Here is a 16268-nt window from a genome sequence, read left to right as displayed (position 1 = left end):
AGGGAATTACACAATGTTTATCGTAAACTATCAATAAAATCAGACCAGTCCTGCATCATTTTGATTCGGTACTCTAAATGCTGTGCATGGTTATAAGCTTGTGAAACAGCATTACCAACCCTATGCGCCAACTGAATTTCAATCGCATCATGCATATAACCTTGCTCATGTAGCGTCGTTGATGCAAGCCCTCTGAATCCATGACCAGTCATTTTGCCGTTATAACCCATAGTGCGGATCACACAGAGTAGAGCATTACTACTCATTGGCTTAGCTGTACTGTGATTATAAAAAACATATTGTTTATTGCCAGTAAGAGGGCGTAAGCCTTCAATCAGTTCAAGAGCTTGTGTAGATAATGGAACGATGTGAGGTTGAGCCATTTTCATTTTTTCAGCAGGTATGCGCCATAAATGATTATCAAAATCAATCTCATTCCATTCCATCATTCTCAGCTCAGCAGTTCGGACAAAAGTTAAAGTCATGAGCTGAATAGCTGTCTTGATCATTGGATTACCATGGTAGCGATCCATACGCTCAAGAAAGGGGGGAAACTCAGAAATATCCAAACGTGCCATATGTTTGACCTTACGAGGCTTTAAGGCTTCCTGAAGGTATGGTGTTGGATCACTCTCAATGATTCCCTTACGAATTGCAAAACGGAAAATACGTCCAGCTAAAGGAATAGAGCGTTTCGCCATTTCTTGGGCGCCACGTGCTTCAATTTTTTTAGCGCAGGCAAGCACATCTTTTCCTTTGATTTGATCAATGGGTATATTGCCCAAAGCAGGGAATAGATCTTTTTCAAAAACAGATAGATCACGTAAATAAGTTGCTTCTTTAATGACAGCTCTACGGTCTTCTAGCCATTCCATAGCAAGGACTTTGAAAAGCGTACTTTCATCGATTTGCTGTTTCTTTCTTTTTTTGGCTTCATTGGGGCTAATCCCATCTTTTAGCCCTAATCGTGCTTCGTCTCGAATTCGTCTTGCTTGAGCAAGTGTTGTTTCGGGATATGAACCGATACTGAAAATATTCTCTTTACCATTAAGACGAAACTTCATCCGCCAATGCATACCGCCTGAAGGTGTAACTTCCAAGTACATGCTTTTTTCATCAGGATATTTGGTTTTCTTTTCTGAAGGTTTAATTTTTCTGACAAAAGCATCTGTAAGCATTACAACGGTTTCCTTAAGATCTGGGGGTATAATTTTAGGGGTAAATTATTATACCCCCAGTTATACCCCCAGCCATATCGAGATTGCAACAGATAAAGTAGATTGTATTAGACATAAAAAAAGCCTAAATCCTTTAGATTTAAGCTTTTGAGTACATCATGAGATATTGTAAGAATAGAAAATGGCGGTGAGAGAGGGATTCGAACCCTCGATACGCGCAAACGTATACACACTTTCCAGGCGTGCTCCTTAAGCCACTCGGACACCTCACCAAGGCGAGCGATAATAACCAAAAAAAAGAGGTCTGCCAAGCTGAAACAATTGATTTAGAGCAAAAGTTTTTACACAGTGATATTATTGCGAAAAAATAGTGTCTACTTTTAGAAGACGTTTTATGCGAAGTACTGCAAAAAAGGCAGCATTGCCTGCAATTACGCTAGCGGCTTTAGGTGTGGTCTTTGGTGACATTGGAACCAGCCCCTTATATGCGCTACGTCAATGTTTTCTCACTGCACACATCGCCATCACTGAGGCGACAGTGCTCGGAATTCTGTCGTTGATTTTCTGGTGCATGATGCTGACCATCAGTTTCAAGTATGTCACCATTATCATGTGTGCAGATAACAACGGTGAAGGCGGTATTATGTCTTTGCTTGCGCTGAATTTAAGAACGAATCGAATTGCAGAAAATAGAAAAATCTATTTGATTGCACTAGGATTTATTGGGGCATCTTTATTCTTTGGCGATGGGATTATTACGCCCGCAATTTCAGTACTTTCAGCGATTGAAGGTTTAAGTATTGCTACCCCTATGTTTAATAAATGGCTGATGCCTTTGGCAATAGGCATCTTGACAGCATTATTTCTTGTGCAAAGGCATGGCACAGGAACCATGGGCAAGTTCTTTGGCCCAATTACGCTGACTTGGTTTATCTCGATTGGTTTGGTGGGGATTTACAGTATCAGTCAGACTCCATACGTATTGAGTATGCTGAGTCCGCATTGGGCATTGAACTTTATTTTTCATCAGCCGTACGTGGCCTTTTTAACCATGGGTGCTGTGATTCTTACCGTAACTGGTGGTGAAGCACTTTATGCAGATATGGGGCATTTCGGGCGACTCCCAATTCGTTTGGGGTGGTTTATCATTGTTTTACCTTGCTTAATTCTAAACTATGCAGGGCAAGGTGCATTATTGCTGCGTGATCCAAATGCAATTGAAAACCCATTCTATTTACTGGTTCCAGAATGGGGCCTGTATCCGATGATTGCCTTGGCTACAGCTGCCGCAGTCATTGCTTCGCAAGCTGTGATTACAGGTGTGTTTTCGATGGCAAATCAGGCAATACAACTGCGTTATTTACCTCGCTTAACCGTACATCACACATCAGATGTCGAACAAGGTCAGATCTATTTACCCTTTATTAACTGGGTATTATTTGTATCTATTATCTTACTCATTGTGATTTTCCAGAACAGTGCCAATTTAGCTAATGCTTATGGTGTTGCAGTCACCATGACCATGTTCTGCGACACAATCTTAATTTCTTTTTTAGCATATGGATTTTGGCGTTGGCCAAAATGGAAAGTGGCTTTGTTTGCCATTCCCTTTTTAATTATTGATGTGGCTTTTATTGGTTCAACCTCATTAAAAATTATCTCTGGTGGTTGGGTGCCTATTTTTATTGGTGCAATCGTATTCACGATTCTGATGACATGGAAAACAGGGCGAGAGATTGTTTTCAATCGCTTGGAGAAAGATGCTTTACCGTTAGACTTGTTTATTAAAAGTGTTAGTTTGAATGATGGAGCTATGTGTGTACCTGGGCAAGCGGTGTTTTTAACAGGGAATCCAAATATTGTGCCGCATGCAATGTTGCATAATATTAAACACAATAAAGTCTTACATGAGCGAAATATTTTGGTCACTGTGATTACTCGTGATGTGCCGTATGTTCCAGATCAGGAACGAATCCGAGTAGAAGTTTTGGATGATAAGTTTCAGCGTGTGTTTGTTTATTATGGATTTAAAGATCAACCTGATATTCCAAATGCCTTAGCGCTTGCTTACTCTCAAATGGAGATCGCTTTTGACATGATGCACATTAGTTTCTTCATTTCACGTGATCGTTTAATTCACACAGTGGGTGATGGTATGGCGCCATGGCGTGAAAAGTTGTTTATTTCAATGCAAAGAAATACCAGCCCTGTAAGTGATTTCTATCAAATTCCACCCAATCGTGTGGTTGAAATGGGCAGCCAAATCGAAATTTGATGATCATATCTATTCAGTTAAAATTTGTGGAGAGCCAAGATCATTCTTGGCTTTTTTATGCGCGCTAAAAATAGATTAGATTTTAATGTTTTTGTCATTTTGGTTGTATCAATGCCTCTATTTCTTTTTGCGATCATTTAGTGGTAATTAAAACGACAAGTGATGTCGCTTTAGCCTCGCCGATCTGATTTTAAAGTGGCATACTCAATGGTATAAATTCAGCTGAAACGATTGAATGAAAAGGCTTTTAGGGAAGTTTATTGAAAAAGCAATGAATTGTTACATGCAATGCTGCTTTACTAAGCAGAAGGTGTTGAAGGTTTATTCATTTGAATATTCACATAATATCTTTGTTGTGATTGGCTTGTTAGGCTACTGAAGTTCAAAAGTTGTTTTTGGATTTATTCATAAAGTGATTTAAGGTATTTGGGAAATTTTGGTTGAAAAATTCAGTTGTAAAAATGGTGTTAGGTGTAGTTGCTACTGGAAGTTTTGCCATTGCTTTTGGGCAGGAAAGAATTACTCAGTTTATTCCATTTACTCAAGAAAAACGTTTGAATTCAGATTGTTTGGCTCAGTTTTATAGAGATGAGCCACCTGTTTTAGCAAAAGAAAGTTTAAAGAAAAATAGTTATCCTTTATGTTTTAATGGTTTCAATGTTATGTATTCAGGGGTGTCGAAAACACCTTTATGGACCGCGGAATATTTATCACCACAACGTTTGAGTCAGAAAATTAAACGTGAAGATAATTTTCATGAAGAGCAACGTTTGAGTTCAGCACATCGTGCGTTATTGTCGGATTATCGTAGTTCTGGTTATGATCGTGGGCATATGTCGCCCAATGGTGATATGTCTGATAAAGCTTCACAATTTGACAGTTTTTCATTGGCCAATATCGTACCGCAAGTACCTAAAAATAATCAGCAGGTATGGCGTGAGCTTGAAGAAGCAACACGTGCAATCGTCACTAAGCAAAAGAAAGATGTTTATGTGGTGACGGGGCCTATATTCTCAGGTAAAAGGCTGAAAACGATTGGTAGTGGGGTAATTGTTCCTACCGCATTGTACAAAGCTATTTATATTCCTAAGCATGGCATTATTGGCGCATATTATTCACCAAATAATGATTCGCAACAGGTGAGAATCGTGAGTGTTTGTTATTTAGAGGAACAATTGGGAATCAATTTATTTCCACAATTGACTGAAGAACAAAAGCGGAATACATATAAATTGCCTTTGACTGCAAATCAGGTTAAAGCCAATAAAGAAATTGAATATTCGCATTGGGATGCTGAAAGTCAATGTGCAGAGGATGTTTCTAAAGATCAAATACAAGTGTTGCAAAAACAATTTCAACCGAAAAGTGCAGTAAATACTTCAGAGATTCAATTGCCTAAGGTCGATGAAGAAACCAAGGATGCCTTGGTTAAACAATTGGTTGAGGCTTTATTGCAATATATATTACAAATTTTAAAGTAATTTTATGGTTGTATTTTGGTCAGATTTTAAAATCACCGTATACTGGGTAATATCAAAAGAATGAGAATATTCAATGTTTAAACCATTTGAAAATGGAACGGAATCACATTCAATTCATGATTTAACTTTAGAAAATCAAGATGATTGTGTCAGTATTTATGGCAATTTACAGATCACCAAAGACCAAGCGGGTTTACAGGTTGCTTTAGTTTTACAGCGTTATTTAAATGATATTGTGGCAAATTTAGAGAAACAAACGGATCTCCCACAGCACATTACCCGCCGCACGGAAGGGGAGATTGAGAACCCTTTTCTTTAATTTTTTATTTATTCATATTTTTGAGACAATAAAAAACCTGCCGCAGCAGGTTCATTATTGTTGGAATCAATTAGTTTTGTGGTTCATTACCCACAACTTTATAAATCACTGCGCCTATGATCGCACCAACAATCGGTGCAATCCAGAATAACCACAATTGACTTAATGCAGCAGTTTCAGCAAATAATGCCACAGCTGTACTACGTGCAGGGTTTACCGAAGTATTGGTTACAGGGATACTGATTAAGTGAATTAGTGTTAAAGCTAGACCAATTGCAATAGGTGCAAAGCCAGCAGGAGCACGTTTGTCCGTAGAGCCTAGGATCACAATAAGAAAGATTGCGGTGAGTACGATTTCGATGATGAGTGCAGATACCATTGAGTATTTACCTGGTGATAAATCACCAAATCCATTGGTTGCAAAACCGCCAACACCGGTAAATCCAGCTTGACCTTGTACAATGATGTAGAGGATAAAGGCTGCAAAAATACCACCGACCACTTGAGCAATAATATATGGAAGGAGGTCTTTTGCATCAAAACGACCACCAACCCATAAGCCTACACTGACTGCTGGATTGAAGTGACCACCTGAAATATGACCCAGTGCAAACGCACCTGTGAGTACAGTTAAACCAAAGGCTAGAGCAACGCCCATAAATCCAATACCTAGCTCAGGGAAAGCCGCAGCCAGTACCGCACTACCACATCCACCAAATACGAGCCAAAAGGTTCCGATAAATTCTGCGAGATATTTATGCATGTTTATTCCTATTTCTTTTTATGGAAAGGGTTGGTTATCCAATGTTGTAATCAGTGAAGGATAGCCAGTTGATTATGTAAAACTTTATTTTGCTGAGTGAATAATAATCTAAAAATATGAAAATAAAATCACAAAATACATTTTTAACGTAAATTTTTTTATAATTAGTTTATGTAGAATATTTAATAAATATATTTAACAATAACTTGGCTTAAAATAAATGAATAAATTTATCATAAAAAAGATGAGAGGAATTTAAATCATTTTATTTTCAGGCAGGTGCTCATGTGCTATTTCGGCTGTTTATTTTGAATTCGCCACTGTTGAGGAGTGAGTCCTGTCCATTGTTTGAACGCACGTTGGAAAGCACTTTGTTCAGAATAACTAAGTAATAAAGCAATCTCATGTAGCCCTAAATAAGGGTCTTGTAAATACTGAACAGCCAATAATTTTCGAACTTCTTGGACGCGTTGTTGATAGGTTGTCCCTTGGTTTTGCAAATGCCTTTGAAGCTGTCTAATTGAGATATTCAATTGCTTTGCAACCTCTCCAATTTGGTACAGGTTTCGTTGTAGCCCTAAAAGAATATTTTGTTGTAAACGTTCATCAATTTGACTGGAATGAGGTAAATCATTGAGTAGCGCTTGGGCTTGTTGCATCAACAGTTTTTGCAAAGTTTGATCACCATGGCTGAGAGGGACAGTCATGACTTGTAGCGGAAAGATGAGCTCTGCTTGCGGTTGATTAAATTTGACAGCACATTGAAAGAAATTCTCATAAATCTTTAAATTTTGAGGTCTTGAATGCGTAAAATTGATTTGATGCAACTGAATATCTTTTGCAGAAAGAAAATGTCTTAGAAACTGCACCATCAGTGCAATAGCAATTTCATCTGTGATTTGTGTTGTGAGATGGAACGGTAGCGTTGCCCAATGAATACCTAGATAGCCATCACTAAAAGACTCTATTTTTAAAGGGCTTCCATCAAAAATCAAACGATGATAGTCAAAATAGCGAGTGAGCGCCTCTCCCATGGTATCGCAAGATTGGGCAATATAAGCAATGATTCCAAGATGTTTTGGTTGTACATGAGCTGCGATTTCAAGCCCTAAAGCTGGGCTTTGGGTTTGAGCTTGGATATCATCTAAAAGCTCACGCCATATATTGAAATCAAAACGTTCTAGGTTCTGAACTTGTTGTAATTTCTCAGAAATTTTCAATCCATTTGCTTCACTAAAAGCAAATAGTAATTGTCCAAGTCCTCCATAGACGGAGCCAGCGTAATCCTTAAATTGTTGCATCTCTATAATCTTTTTATTGTTGATCAAAATTGCGAATAAAACGATTTTACCTGAATATTTTAATCAAGTTTGTTTCTGATAAACAAGCGCATTTCAGGACACGTTTAGCTCAATAAAGAATAGTAAATTAATGTCGCAATTTGTCAATGTAAATGTTTTTTCATGTCAATATCTTTTTTAAAAGCTCTTCTATATTGAATATAAGAAAAGGAGATATCCCATGTTAAAAGGTTTTGTCGTTGGTTTGGTCTTTGCAAATGGTTTTGAATGGATGGCACATAAATTCATTTTGCATGGTACGCATCGTTCGGGTCAGCCACGTTATAGTCCTGTGCCTAGAAGTATGAAATCACATTGGGAGCATCATCGTGAAGTACGTAAGCAAGATTTCAATGATGATGGTTATGTGGAAGGGATTTCAAACTGGCGAACTAAAAATGAAATTGTTTCATTGGCTGTTGCTGCGGGAGCTGCGAGTTTAATTTTCTATCCAATTTCAAAAGGTATGGTTGCAGCGTCGTTATATAGCGCTTGTAATTATTATTATATTCATCGCCGTGCACATCTTGAGCCAGATTGGGCGATGAAAAAAATCCCTTGGCACTATGATCATCATATGAATTCAAATCAAGATGCCAACTGGTGTGTTACAAAGCCTTGGTTTGATTATTTAATGGGTACGCGTGTGGTTTCTTCTGCGGATTTAAAAGAACAAAATCCGTTGGGTGTGAAATTACCTGAACCTGTTGCGCGTTTATTATCTTCAACGGTAGAAAAATATTTTCCTGCAAAGTGGGTAGAAAAGACACCTAAATTGGTTCAGAAAGAAGCTGAAGAAAACATAGAGTCAGTTGCTTAAATTGATACTAAGTATTTTATTTTTATGAAAATATCATTTAGTGTTCAATATTAAAATCATATTTGTATGTCAATTTTAAACTTATTTTGTCATTTAAATAAGTCGCAAATTGTCAAAAAAATGTGCACATATTGTCAATATTTAAGTATGTGATTCAAGTAAACTAAGCGCTATAAGTACTTTTGTGCTTATTCAGAATGCAAACGCTGTAGTTTCTGAAGTTTATAGGAGTCTCCAAGACTCCTTTTTTTATGGCTAGGAAAAACTTATAGCTATTCTCCGTAATAAGAGCTAAACATAAAAAACTAATACATAAAAAAATCCCCATAAAAAATATGGAGATTCTTTTAAATGAAAGCCTACGCACGCTTGCAGCGATTGTTTCGTCTCAAATGGATTGTTCTATCGTATGCTTTTGTTCAGGCATAGCCTGCGCCTTGCGTTCATTAAACAATAAAAAAATCCCCATAACAAATATGGAGATTCTTTTGAATGAAAGCCTACGCACGCTTGCAGCGATTGTTTCGTCTCAAATGGATTGTTCTATCGTATGCTTTTGTTCAGGCATAGCCTGCGCCTTGCGTTCGGGTGGAGCAATGCTCCACTTACCCTCACTCAGGCTTTAGACCTTCAGCTTTTTCCAATGATTCATCATTGTTGAAGAATTTCTCACGTTGTTCTTCCAAAAACTTTTTCGCATCAGCTTCAAACACATTCAATCGTTTTTCATTGATCAAAGTGGTTTGATGTTTTAACCATTCTTGCCAAGCCTGTTTTGACACACTGTCAAAGAGTTCTTGACCCTTTGTACCAGGGAACGGTGCAAAGTCTAAACCTTCTAACTCTTTTTGATATTTACGGCAAAAGACTTGTCGAGTCATATCAAAACTCCTTATGCATAAAGTTTTTCTAAACGGGTGTAAGCACGTTCAATTGCGGCAGCAACTTGAGCAGGCGCAGTACCACCAATGTGATTACGTGCATTGACAGACGCTTCAAGTGTCAGTGCTTTTTCAAATACATCTGCTTGAATCAGATCTGAGAATTGCTGAAGTTGTTCAAGTGTTAGCTCGGATAAGTCTTTAGACTCTTGAACACCCAAAGCCACTGCTTTACCTACGATTTCATGTGCATCACGGAAGGCAACGCCATTTTTTACCAGATAATCAGCAAGATCAGTTGCTGTTGAGAAACCTCGAAGCGCTGCTTCACGCATGATCTCAATGTTTGGTACCAATGCAGGAATCATGTCAGCAAATGCCATCAAAGAACCACGAACAGTATCAATCGCATCAAACAACGGTTCTTTATCTTCTTGGTTGTCTTTGTTATATGCCAATGGTTGACCTTTCATCAGTGTCAACAGGCTCATCAAGTCGCCGTATACACGACCTGTTTTGCCACGAATAAGCTCAGGAACATCAGGATTTTTTTTCTGCGGCATGATCGATGAACCTGTGCAGAAACGATCAGGAATGTTCACAAATTTAAACTGTGCAGATGTCCAAAGAATCAGTTCTTCAGACATACGTGATAAGTGCATCATGATCAGAGAAGCAGCAGCATTGAATTCGATGCCAAAGTCACGATCAGATACCGCATCCAGTGAGTTTTCACACACAGCTTCAAATCCTAAAAGCTCAGCAGTGTATTCACGCTCGATCGGATAAGTCGTTCCAGCAAGCGCGGCTGAACCCAAAGGTAGGCGATTAACACGTTTACGACAGTCAATTAAACGCTCAGAGTCACGTACAAGCATTTCAAACCAAGCCATTAAGTGATGACCAAAAGTCACTGGTTGCGCTGTTTGTAAATGGGTGAAACCTGGCATGATCGTATTGGTATTTTGAGCAGCTAAGCCTAAAATGCCTTTTTGTAGTTTTTCAAGTAATTGTAAAATAGCGTCAATTTCATCACGCACGTATAAACGAATGTCTGTCGCGACTTGGTCATTACGGCTACGTCCAGTGTGAAGTTTTTTACCTGTGATACCGATACGCTGCGTTAAGCGTGATTCAATATTCATGTGCACATCTTCTAAATCGATGCGCCATTCGAAATGACCCGCTTCAATTTCAGCTTTAATCGTGTTTAAACCATTGATAATGTCGTCACGTTCTTGTTCAGTTAAGACGCCAACTTTTGCTAACATGGTTGCATGTGCAATAGAACCTGCAATATCTTGTTTATAAAAGCGTTGGTCAAATTGAACAGATGCAGTAAATTCAGCAACAAAAGCATCAGTAGCTTCGGAGAAACGACCGCCCCACATGCCTGAAGTTTGGGCTTGTGACGGATTAGAGGAATTAGAAGATGTGGTCATATCGGCTCAGTAGGAAAAAAAGCAGTAGAACTCGCAACAGTATAACAAATTCAGCCTCACTTGCCGAAGTAAAGCACAATCATTCATCAATAAAATCGAATCAGTATTTTCGACAGTCTTATTTTTTTAGGAAAATGGGACATCGACGGTATTTATGGGAGCTTTTTATTGCCAGTAATGTACTTGCTCTTTTATTGGCATTATCTGAAGCAAAGGGTTGGGAGAGTTTAAATTTTGGTCACGTGTTAGAGTATATTTTCTATATTAATTGGATATTGTTAGCATTTGCGGCATTTCAAGATGTATTCCAAAAGAAAATAGCTCAAATGGGATATTTAACAGCCACCATGTTTAGCTTTTTGTTGTTACAAATAATTGTGCTATGTACAACGGTGGTTTTAAACATTGTGCATTATTGGGGCCAGAATTTTTCTTTACAACATATTTCGGCGCAGGATATTAACCATAATCTGGTTTTACATCTCAGTTATGGCATTTTATTGGGCGCATTTTGTTTGCGTTATATGTATATTCGAGAGCAGACTGTTTTACAGCAAAATAGCGAGCTCAATGCCCGTATTCAAGCGATGCAAGCCCGTATTCACCCTCACTTTTTATTCAATAGTTTAAATAGTGTGGTCAGTTTGATTGCGATTGACCCTGATAAAGCAGAACAAATGCTGATCGATTTATCAAAATTATTTAGAGCCAGTTTTCAAGAATTAAAATTGGTCAGTTTAAAAGAAGAAATTGAATTGTGTCGGCAGTATATTGCCATCGAGCAAATTCGATTAGGAGATCGGCTCCTTGTTGAATGGAATATACCGCAACCCCTGTTATTGGGCAGGATACAAATCCCGCTACTGACCTTACAACCATTAATTGAAAATAGTATCTTTCATGGCGTAGAAGGCAAAATATCTAATGCTAAAATCGCCATATTGGTTGAAATATTAGAAAATCAAGTCAATATAGTCATTACCAACCCATTTTTACAAGATAGAATAAAAGTTAGAGAAGGGCATGGAATTGCTTTAGAAAATGTAAAACAGCGTTTGAAAGCACATTTTGGCGATTCTGTTTATTTTCGAAATTATGCGGGAAATGGATTATTTACCACAGTAATTCAATATCAGTATAAAAAGAGATGATTTGGATAAACATTAAAATAAATATTAGGTATCGGGGCAAGGAGGGAAAATGGACATCCTGGTTTGTGATGATGAACCATTGGCAGTGGAACGTTTGTCGCGATTAGTGTCTCAATTAGGACATCACGTTATTGCAACAGCGCAGCATGGTCAGCAAGCTTTGGACATGGTTCAACAGTTTGAACCAGATGTTGTGCTACTTGATATTCAAATGCCTGAAATGGATGGGCTGACTTGTGCGCAACATTTAGCACATTTTAACCCAATGCCAGCAATTGTATTTTGTACGGCATATGATGAACACGCTTTACAAGCGATTCAGTCTCAAGCAAAAGGATATTTGTTAAAACCAATAGCAAAGGATGAATTGGAAGCAGTTTTGGGGAATGTGACCAAACTGAATCAAGCTCAACTCACTCATTTAGAAAAAAAAGAACTCATGGAAGAAAAAGTGCAAAGACAGCAGATCGCTGCAAAAACGTATCGAGGTTTAGAATTAATTCCTGTTGAAAATATTTATTATTTTCTAGCAGATCAGAAGTATGTCACCGTGCGTCATAAAAACGGTAGTGTACTGATTGATGAAACTTTAAAGGATTTGGAAACTGAGTTTGCAGATCGATTTATTCGAATTCACCGTAATGCTTTAATTTCTTTAGATTATTTGGATGGTTTGGAAATGGTGGCATCTGGGCAATATCAGGCAAGGTGTAGAGAATTAGAGGAACGACTGGCGGTGAGTCGTCGTCATTTGCCTTTGCTTAGAGAGCGAATGCAAAACCTATAGTTTTGTATGAAAGTTAAATCATTTTGATAATTTACTTGCATTTTTGAGATAGCAGGGTAAGTTTACATTGTTTAAAGTTTGGCAACGCTGAAATGAAGAAAACCTTGAAAATAGCTACGCGTCAGAGTCCTCTTGCTTTATGGCAGGCGGAGTATATTCGTGATCGATTAGAACAGTTACATCCTCAGCTTCAAGTTGAGTTAGTCACTTTCGTTACTCAAGGTGATAAAATTTTAGATACCCCATTGGCTAAAATAGGTGGTAAAGGCTTATTTGTTAAGGAATTAGAAGCAGCATTGATGGATGGTCGTGCAGATTTAGCCGTTCATTCGATGAAAGATGTACCGATGCAATTACCGGAAGGTTTAGAGTTGGCAGTTATTTGCGAACGTGAAGATCCTTTTGATGCTTTTGTATCAAACAACTATGAAAAATTTGAAGATTTACCGCAAGGTGCAAAACTAGGCACATCGAGTTTACGTCGCAAAAGTCAGATATTAAAACAGCGCCCGGATTTAGAGGTCATCGATTTGCGTGGCAATGTTGGAACACGTTTATCGAAGTTAGATGCGGGACAGTATGATGCGATTATTCTTGCGAGTGCAGGGCTAAAACGCCTTGGATTGAGTGAGCGTATTCGCCATAGCTTAACAGCTGAAGTGAGTTTGCCTGCAGTTGGGCAGGGTGCATTAGGGCTAGAATGTCGTTCGAATGATCAAGAAATTTTAGATTTGATCATGCCTCTGATGCATGCAGAAACCAATGCATGTGTACGTGCTGAGCGTGCTTTTAATGCGTATTTGGAAGGTGGTTGTCAGGTTCCTATTGCAGGTTTTGCTACTTTGGATAACCAAACATTGTCTTTAGAAGGGCGTGTTGGTAGCGCAGATGGTCAAACTTTGTTGCGTAGCAATGTTCAAGGCGCACCTGAAGATGCTGAAAAACTCGGTGTGCAGCTTGCTCAAAATCTACTTCAACAAGGTGCTGGAGAATTACTCAAAGCACTTTATCAAGACTAAATGCTTTTTATCAATACTCGACCGATTGATCGTGCTCAGGCATTGACTCAATGTCTCCATCAATCGGGTTTTCAGGTACTTGATCTACCTTTGTTAGCACTAAAACCACGACCGTTTACGCAACAATTAAAACAGCTGTATTCACAGTTGTTGGATACGCAATGTATTGTTGTGGTGAGTCCGACAGCTGTGCAAATTGGAATGCAATATTTGCAACAAGCAGGTGTTTTAATTGAGCAAATCGAGCATATTCAATGGATCGCTGTAGGTAAAAAAACAGCTGAAACCTTGGCAAAATACCACATACAGAGTCATGTACCTGACGTAGAAAGTTCGGAAGGGATGTTGAGTCTGCCAATTTTCAAGGATTTACAGGGCATCTCTCAAATTGCATTCTGGCGTGGAGAAGGTGGACGTCAATTTATGATGCAGCAATGTACAGAACGTCATATAAAGGTTTTAAACTTTGTTTTGTATGAGCGAGATTGTCCACAAACGACTTTTACCAAATTTTCTGAAGCGCTTCCGCAAATCATACAAGCGGAAAAACCATATTGGAATTGTATTACCAGTGAAGCCAGTTGGAATAATTGGGTTGTATTAACCAAAGATCACCCAGAGGTTTTTGATCACTGTCATTATTTGGTTTTAGGTGAGCGTTTGTATCAATTATTGCTTGGTGAGAGAAATAATCAGCAAAAGTGTTTTAATATCACTCAGGTTTTGGATTTAGAACCCAATACAATTCTACACATGATATTGCAGTTACAAAGGAAACTATGAAGAAGTTTATTTATTTCTTATTGTTCGTCGCTTTAGGATGGCTCATTAAACTGAGTTATGACTTCTATCATGTTTCACAACAGCTTAATGATATTCAACAGGTTTTACATAAAAGTGAACAAAAAAATGCCAGTTTGAATGATCAATTGGTTGCAGTACAAAGGCAAGCAGATGAACCTGCTTCAAAAGAATTAAAAAAAACCACAACAGTTGATACGCAAATAGAAGGAATCAGTCCCAGTATTGTGATTAAACAGCAGCTTGAATTGGTACAATTTGCTTTACAACAACAACAGTTTGTTTACGCACTTGAGCATTTAACACAACTGAATCAGTCTTTAGATCGTTACACATTAGCGGATACGGTAAAGCAAAGTTTGCATCAGACCATTGATCAAGATATACAAAGTATTCAACAGTTTGTGATTGCCAAAAATGCACAACAAGCGCAGTTGGACAGTATGATGAAACAGATTGATCAAAATCTAATGGTCGAGTTGAAAAATAATCGATTGAGTCCTGCAAAAAATCAGCCTGAGTATTTTTGGCAAAAATGGTTGCAAATAGATGTGGTTGAAACCACTGCACCAGAATTGGTGAATCGTAAATTTATTTTAAAAGAAGCTCAATTTAGACTTTTACTTGCACAACAATTGCTTGCTAAAGGACAAAATTCAGAGTTTCAAACGATGTTAAATCAAGCGATCCTACAACTGGATCAATTACCTGATCAATCGAGTCAAAAATTAAAACAACAATTGATTCAACTTAAACAAATACCGATGCTGCCAGTGCCAAAACTGGGTAGTTTGGCTGTATTGGGGTAAGTCGATGAAACATATCTTTCAGATTTATGCACTGATCAGCTTAGTTCTTGTTGCGATTTTAAGTGTAATGAGTTATGCCGCAGGTGCGGGATATGTTTATGTGCTTTGGAATAAAATTCAAATACAAAGCAACTTGTGGGTTGTTGTTTTTCTTTGTGTTTTGATGAGTCTGTTGATGCAACTGGCTTGGACCGCCTTTAAGCGTTATTTGGCTTTAGAAAAAAGAAAACTAGAGCATGTATTGAATTTTAATCATCTGCATCCTTATGAAAAGTTGGGGGTGCTTTGGTTGATGGAAGGTGATGAAGAACAGTCAGATGTTATTCAGCAAATTTTTGATCAATCAGGATTATTAAAACAAATTATTCAAGCACGTTTATTATTTAAACAAAACAACTATTCAGACGCCTTAACAAGATTAGAAACCAGTCCTCCTTCTGCATTTGAACTGGCTGAAATTTTAAGAATAGAAATTTATTTAGCACAGCAAGATGCACAGCAAGCTTTAACACATTTAGAATTTTTAAATGGGCATGATTTATCGCCATGGTTAAATCCATTAGCTGAAAGTTATAAACTGTGTATGAAAAAGTTATGGGGACAGTTTGCAGTAGAGTTTCCATGGGTATATTTGCATTCGACACAATTTGGGCAACTTGAAACCATTACCAAACAGCAATGGTTAATACAGTTATTAAATGATTATGATCAGGCAACTTTTGATGATATTGAATTATTGCAACAGAAGTTTTTGGAAATAGAATCTCAGCTTGATCAAATGCCTTTTGAAAACAAAGTATTGTGGTTGAAAGTAATTACGCGCTTAGCTGAATTGTCGGTACAACAGCAGCAATTGGCCATTCAATTGTTAGATGAAAAGTTTGATGAAGATGTATTTTACTTGTGGTTCCAACAACAATTATTAAGACAAAACCCAGATTACATTTATTTAGAGCAACAGATTTTAAATTTAGAGAATAAATATATTGATATTCCAATGTTTAGTTTTGTCAAATGGCATATATATACAGCTACGCAAAGAGAATCTGAAGCAGAGCAACTTTTAGCGTTATATCCGAATAATATTCTAATGAATTATCTAAGAATTAAAGCAACATTAAATGGTAATGATGAATTAATTCAACAATTAAATTTAATTTTTGAAAAAGACACCAAATATATTCAATTTAAAATTTGAGAGC

General features: G+C 37.7%; 15 protein-coding genes and 1 tRNA gene. 10 read left to right on the top strand and 6 right to left on the bottom strand.

What is annotated here, in order from left to right; all coding sequences use genetic code 11:
- Nucleotides 1-17: 17 nt before the first annotated feature.
- Both ACY45D_RS16500 and ACY45D_RS16495 read right to left on the bottom strand, forming a co-directional pair.
- Nucleotides 18-1178 (bottom strand): tyrosine-type recombinase/integrase, encoded by a 1161-nt coding sequence (locus tag ACY45D_RS16500; RefSeq protein WP_463107677.1) that lies wholly within the window; start codon nt 1176-1178, stop codon nt 18-20.
- Nucleotides 1179-1360: 182 nt separating this feature from the next.
- A tRNA-Ser gene (locus ACY45D_RS16495) sits at nt 1361-1450 on the bottom strand.
- A 122-nt stretch (nt 1451-1572) separates the two neighbouring features.
- On the opposite strand from ACY45D_RS16495, the gene ACY45D_RS16490 reads away from it, so the two are divergent.
- The 3 genes from ACY45D_RS16490 (at nt 1573) to ACY45D_RS16480 (ending at nt 5253) form a co-directional block, all read left to right on the top strand.
- Nucleotides 1573-3453, top strand: a complete 1881-nt coding sequence (locus ACY45D_RS16490; RefSeq protein WP_463107676.1) for a potassium transporter Kup — start codon at nt 1573-1575, stop codon at nt 3451-3453.
- A gap of 461 nt (nt 3454-3914) precedes the next feature.
- A complete protein-coding gene (locus ACY45D_RS16485; RefSeq protein ID WP_463109504.1) occupies nt 3915-4934 on the top strand; it encodes a DNA/RNA non-specific endonuclease in 1020 nt (339 codons plus the stop codon).
- Nucleotides 4935-5007: 73 nt separating this feature from the next.
- The gene (locus tag ACY45D_RS16480) at nt 5008-5253 is read left to right on the top strand and encodes a hypothetical protein (RefSeq protein ID WP_463107675.1); all 246 of its coding nucleotides are present in this window, start codon (nt 5008-5010) and stop codon (nt 5251-5253) included.
- A 70-nt stretch (nt 5254-5323) separates the two neighbouring features.
- Here the strand turns inward: ACY45D_RS16480 and aqpZ are convergent, their stop codons facing one another.
- Both aqpZ and ACY45D_RS16470 read right to left on the bottom strand, forming a co-directional pair.
- A complete protein-coding gene (gene aqpZ / locus ACY45D_RS16475; protein WP_463107674.1) occupies nt 5324-6016 on the bottom strand; it encodes an aquaporin Z in 693 nt (230 codons plus the stop codon).
- A gap of 290 nt (nt 6017-6306) precedes the next feature.
- A complete protein-coding gene (locus tag ACY45D_RS16470) occupies nt 6307-7317 on the bottom strand; it encodes an AraC family transcriptional regulator (RefSeq protein WP_463107673.1) in 1011 nt (336 codons plus the stop codon).
- Nucleotides 7318-7537: 220 nt separating this feature from the next.
- Between ACY45D_RS16470 and ACY45D_RS16465 the strand changes: the two genes are divergently transcribed.
- The gene (locus ACY45D_RS16465) at nt 7538-8176 is read left to right on the top strand and encodes a sterol desaturase family protein (protein ID WP_463107672.1); all 639 of its coding nucleotides are present in this window, start codon (nt 7538-7540) and stop codon (nt 8174-8176) included.
- A gap of 611 nt (nt 8177-8787) precedes the next feature.
- Here the strand turns inward: ACY45D_RS16465 and ACY45D_RS16460 are convergent.
- Together ACY45D_RS16460 and argH are read right to left on the bottom strand one after the other, a co-directional pair.
- Nucleotides 8788-9057, bottom strand: coding sequence for an oxidative damage protection protein (locus tag ACY45D_RS16460; protein WP_463107671.1), 270 nt, complete (start codon nt 9055-9057; stop codon nt 8788-8790).
- A gap of 11 nt (nt 9058-9068) precedes the next feature.
- Nucleotides 9069-10499, bottom strand: a complete 1431-nt coding sequence (gene argH / locus ACY45D_RS16455) for an argininosuccinate lyase (protein ID WP_463107670.1) — start codon at nt 10497-10499, stop codon at nt 9069-9071.
- On the opposite strand from argH, the gene ACY45D_RS16450 reads away from it, so the two are divergent.
- The 6 genes from ACY45D_RS16450 (at nt 10490) to ACY45D_RS16425 (ending at nt 16264) form a co-directional block, all read left to right on the top strand.
- Complete coding sequence (locus ACY45D_RS16450) at nt 10490-11650, top strand: sensor histidine kinase (RefSeq protein ID WP_463107669.1); 1161 nt, start codon at nt 10490-10492, stop codon at nt 11648-11650. The genes argH and ACY45D_RS16450 overlap by 10 nt on opposite strands.
- A gap of 49 nt (nt 11651-11699) precedes the next feature.
- Nucleotides 11700-12437, top strand: a complete 738-nt coding sequence (locus ACY45D_RS16445) for a LytR/AlgR family response regulator transcription factor (protein ID WP_463107668.1) — start codon at nt 11700-11702, stop codon at nt 12435-12437.
- A gap of 92 nt (nt 12438-12529) precedes the next feature.
- Nucleotides 12530-13456, top strand: coding sequence for a hydroxymethylbilane synthase (gene hemC / locus ACY45D_RS16440; protein WP_463107667.1), 927 nt, complete (start codon nt 12530-12532; stop codon nt 13454-13456).
- Nucleotides 13457-14239 (top strand): uroporphyrinogen-III synthase, encoded by a 783-nt coding sequence (locus ACY45D_RS16435; RefSeq protein WP_463107666.1) that lies wholly within the window; start codon nt 13457-13459, stop codon nt 14237-14239.
- Complete coding sequence (locus ACY45D_RS16430; RefSeq protein ID WP_463107665.1) at nt 14236-15066, top strand: hypothetical protein; 831 nt, start codon at nt 14236-14238, stop codon at nt 15064-15066. The genes ACY45D_RS16435 and ACY45D_RS16430 overlap by 4 nt, the downstream gene beginning before the upstream one ends.
- 4 nt (nt 15067-15070) lie before the next feature.
- Nucleotides 15071-16264, top strand: coding sequence for a heme biosynthesis protein HemY (locus ACY45D_RS16425; protein ID WP_463107664.1), 1194 nt, complete (start codon nt 15071-15073; stop codon nt 16262-16264).
- Nucleotides 16265-16268: the final 4 nt, after the last annotated feature.

This window comes from Acinetobacter sp. BZX-2, assembly GCF_055179795.1.
This window is presented reverse-complemented; position numbering and strand designations above follow the sequence as displayed.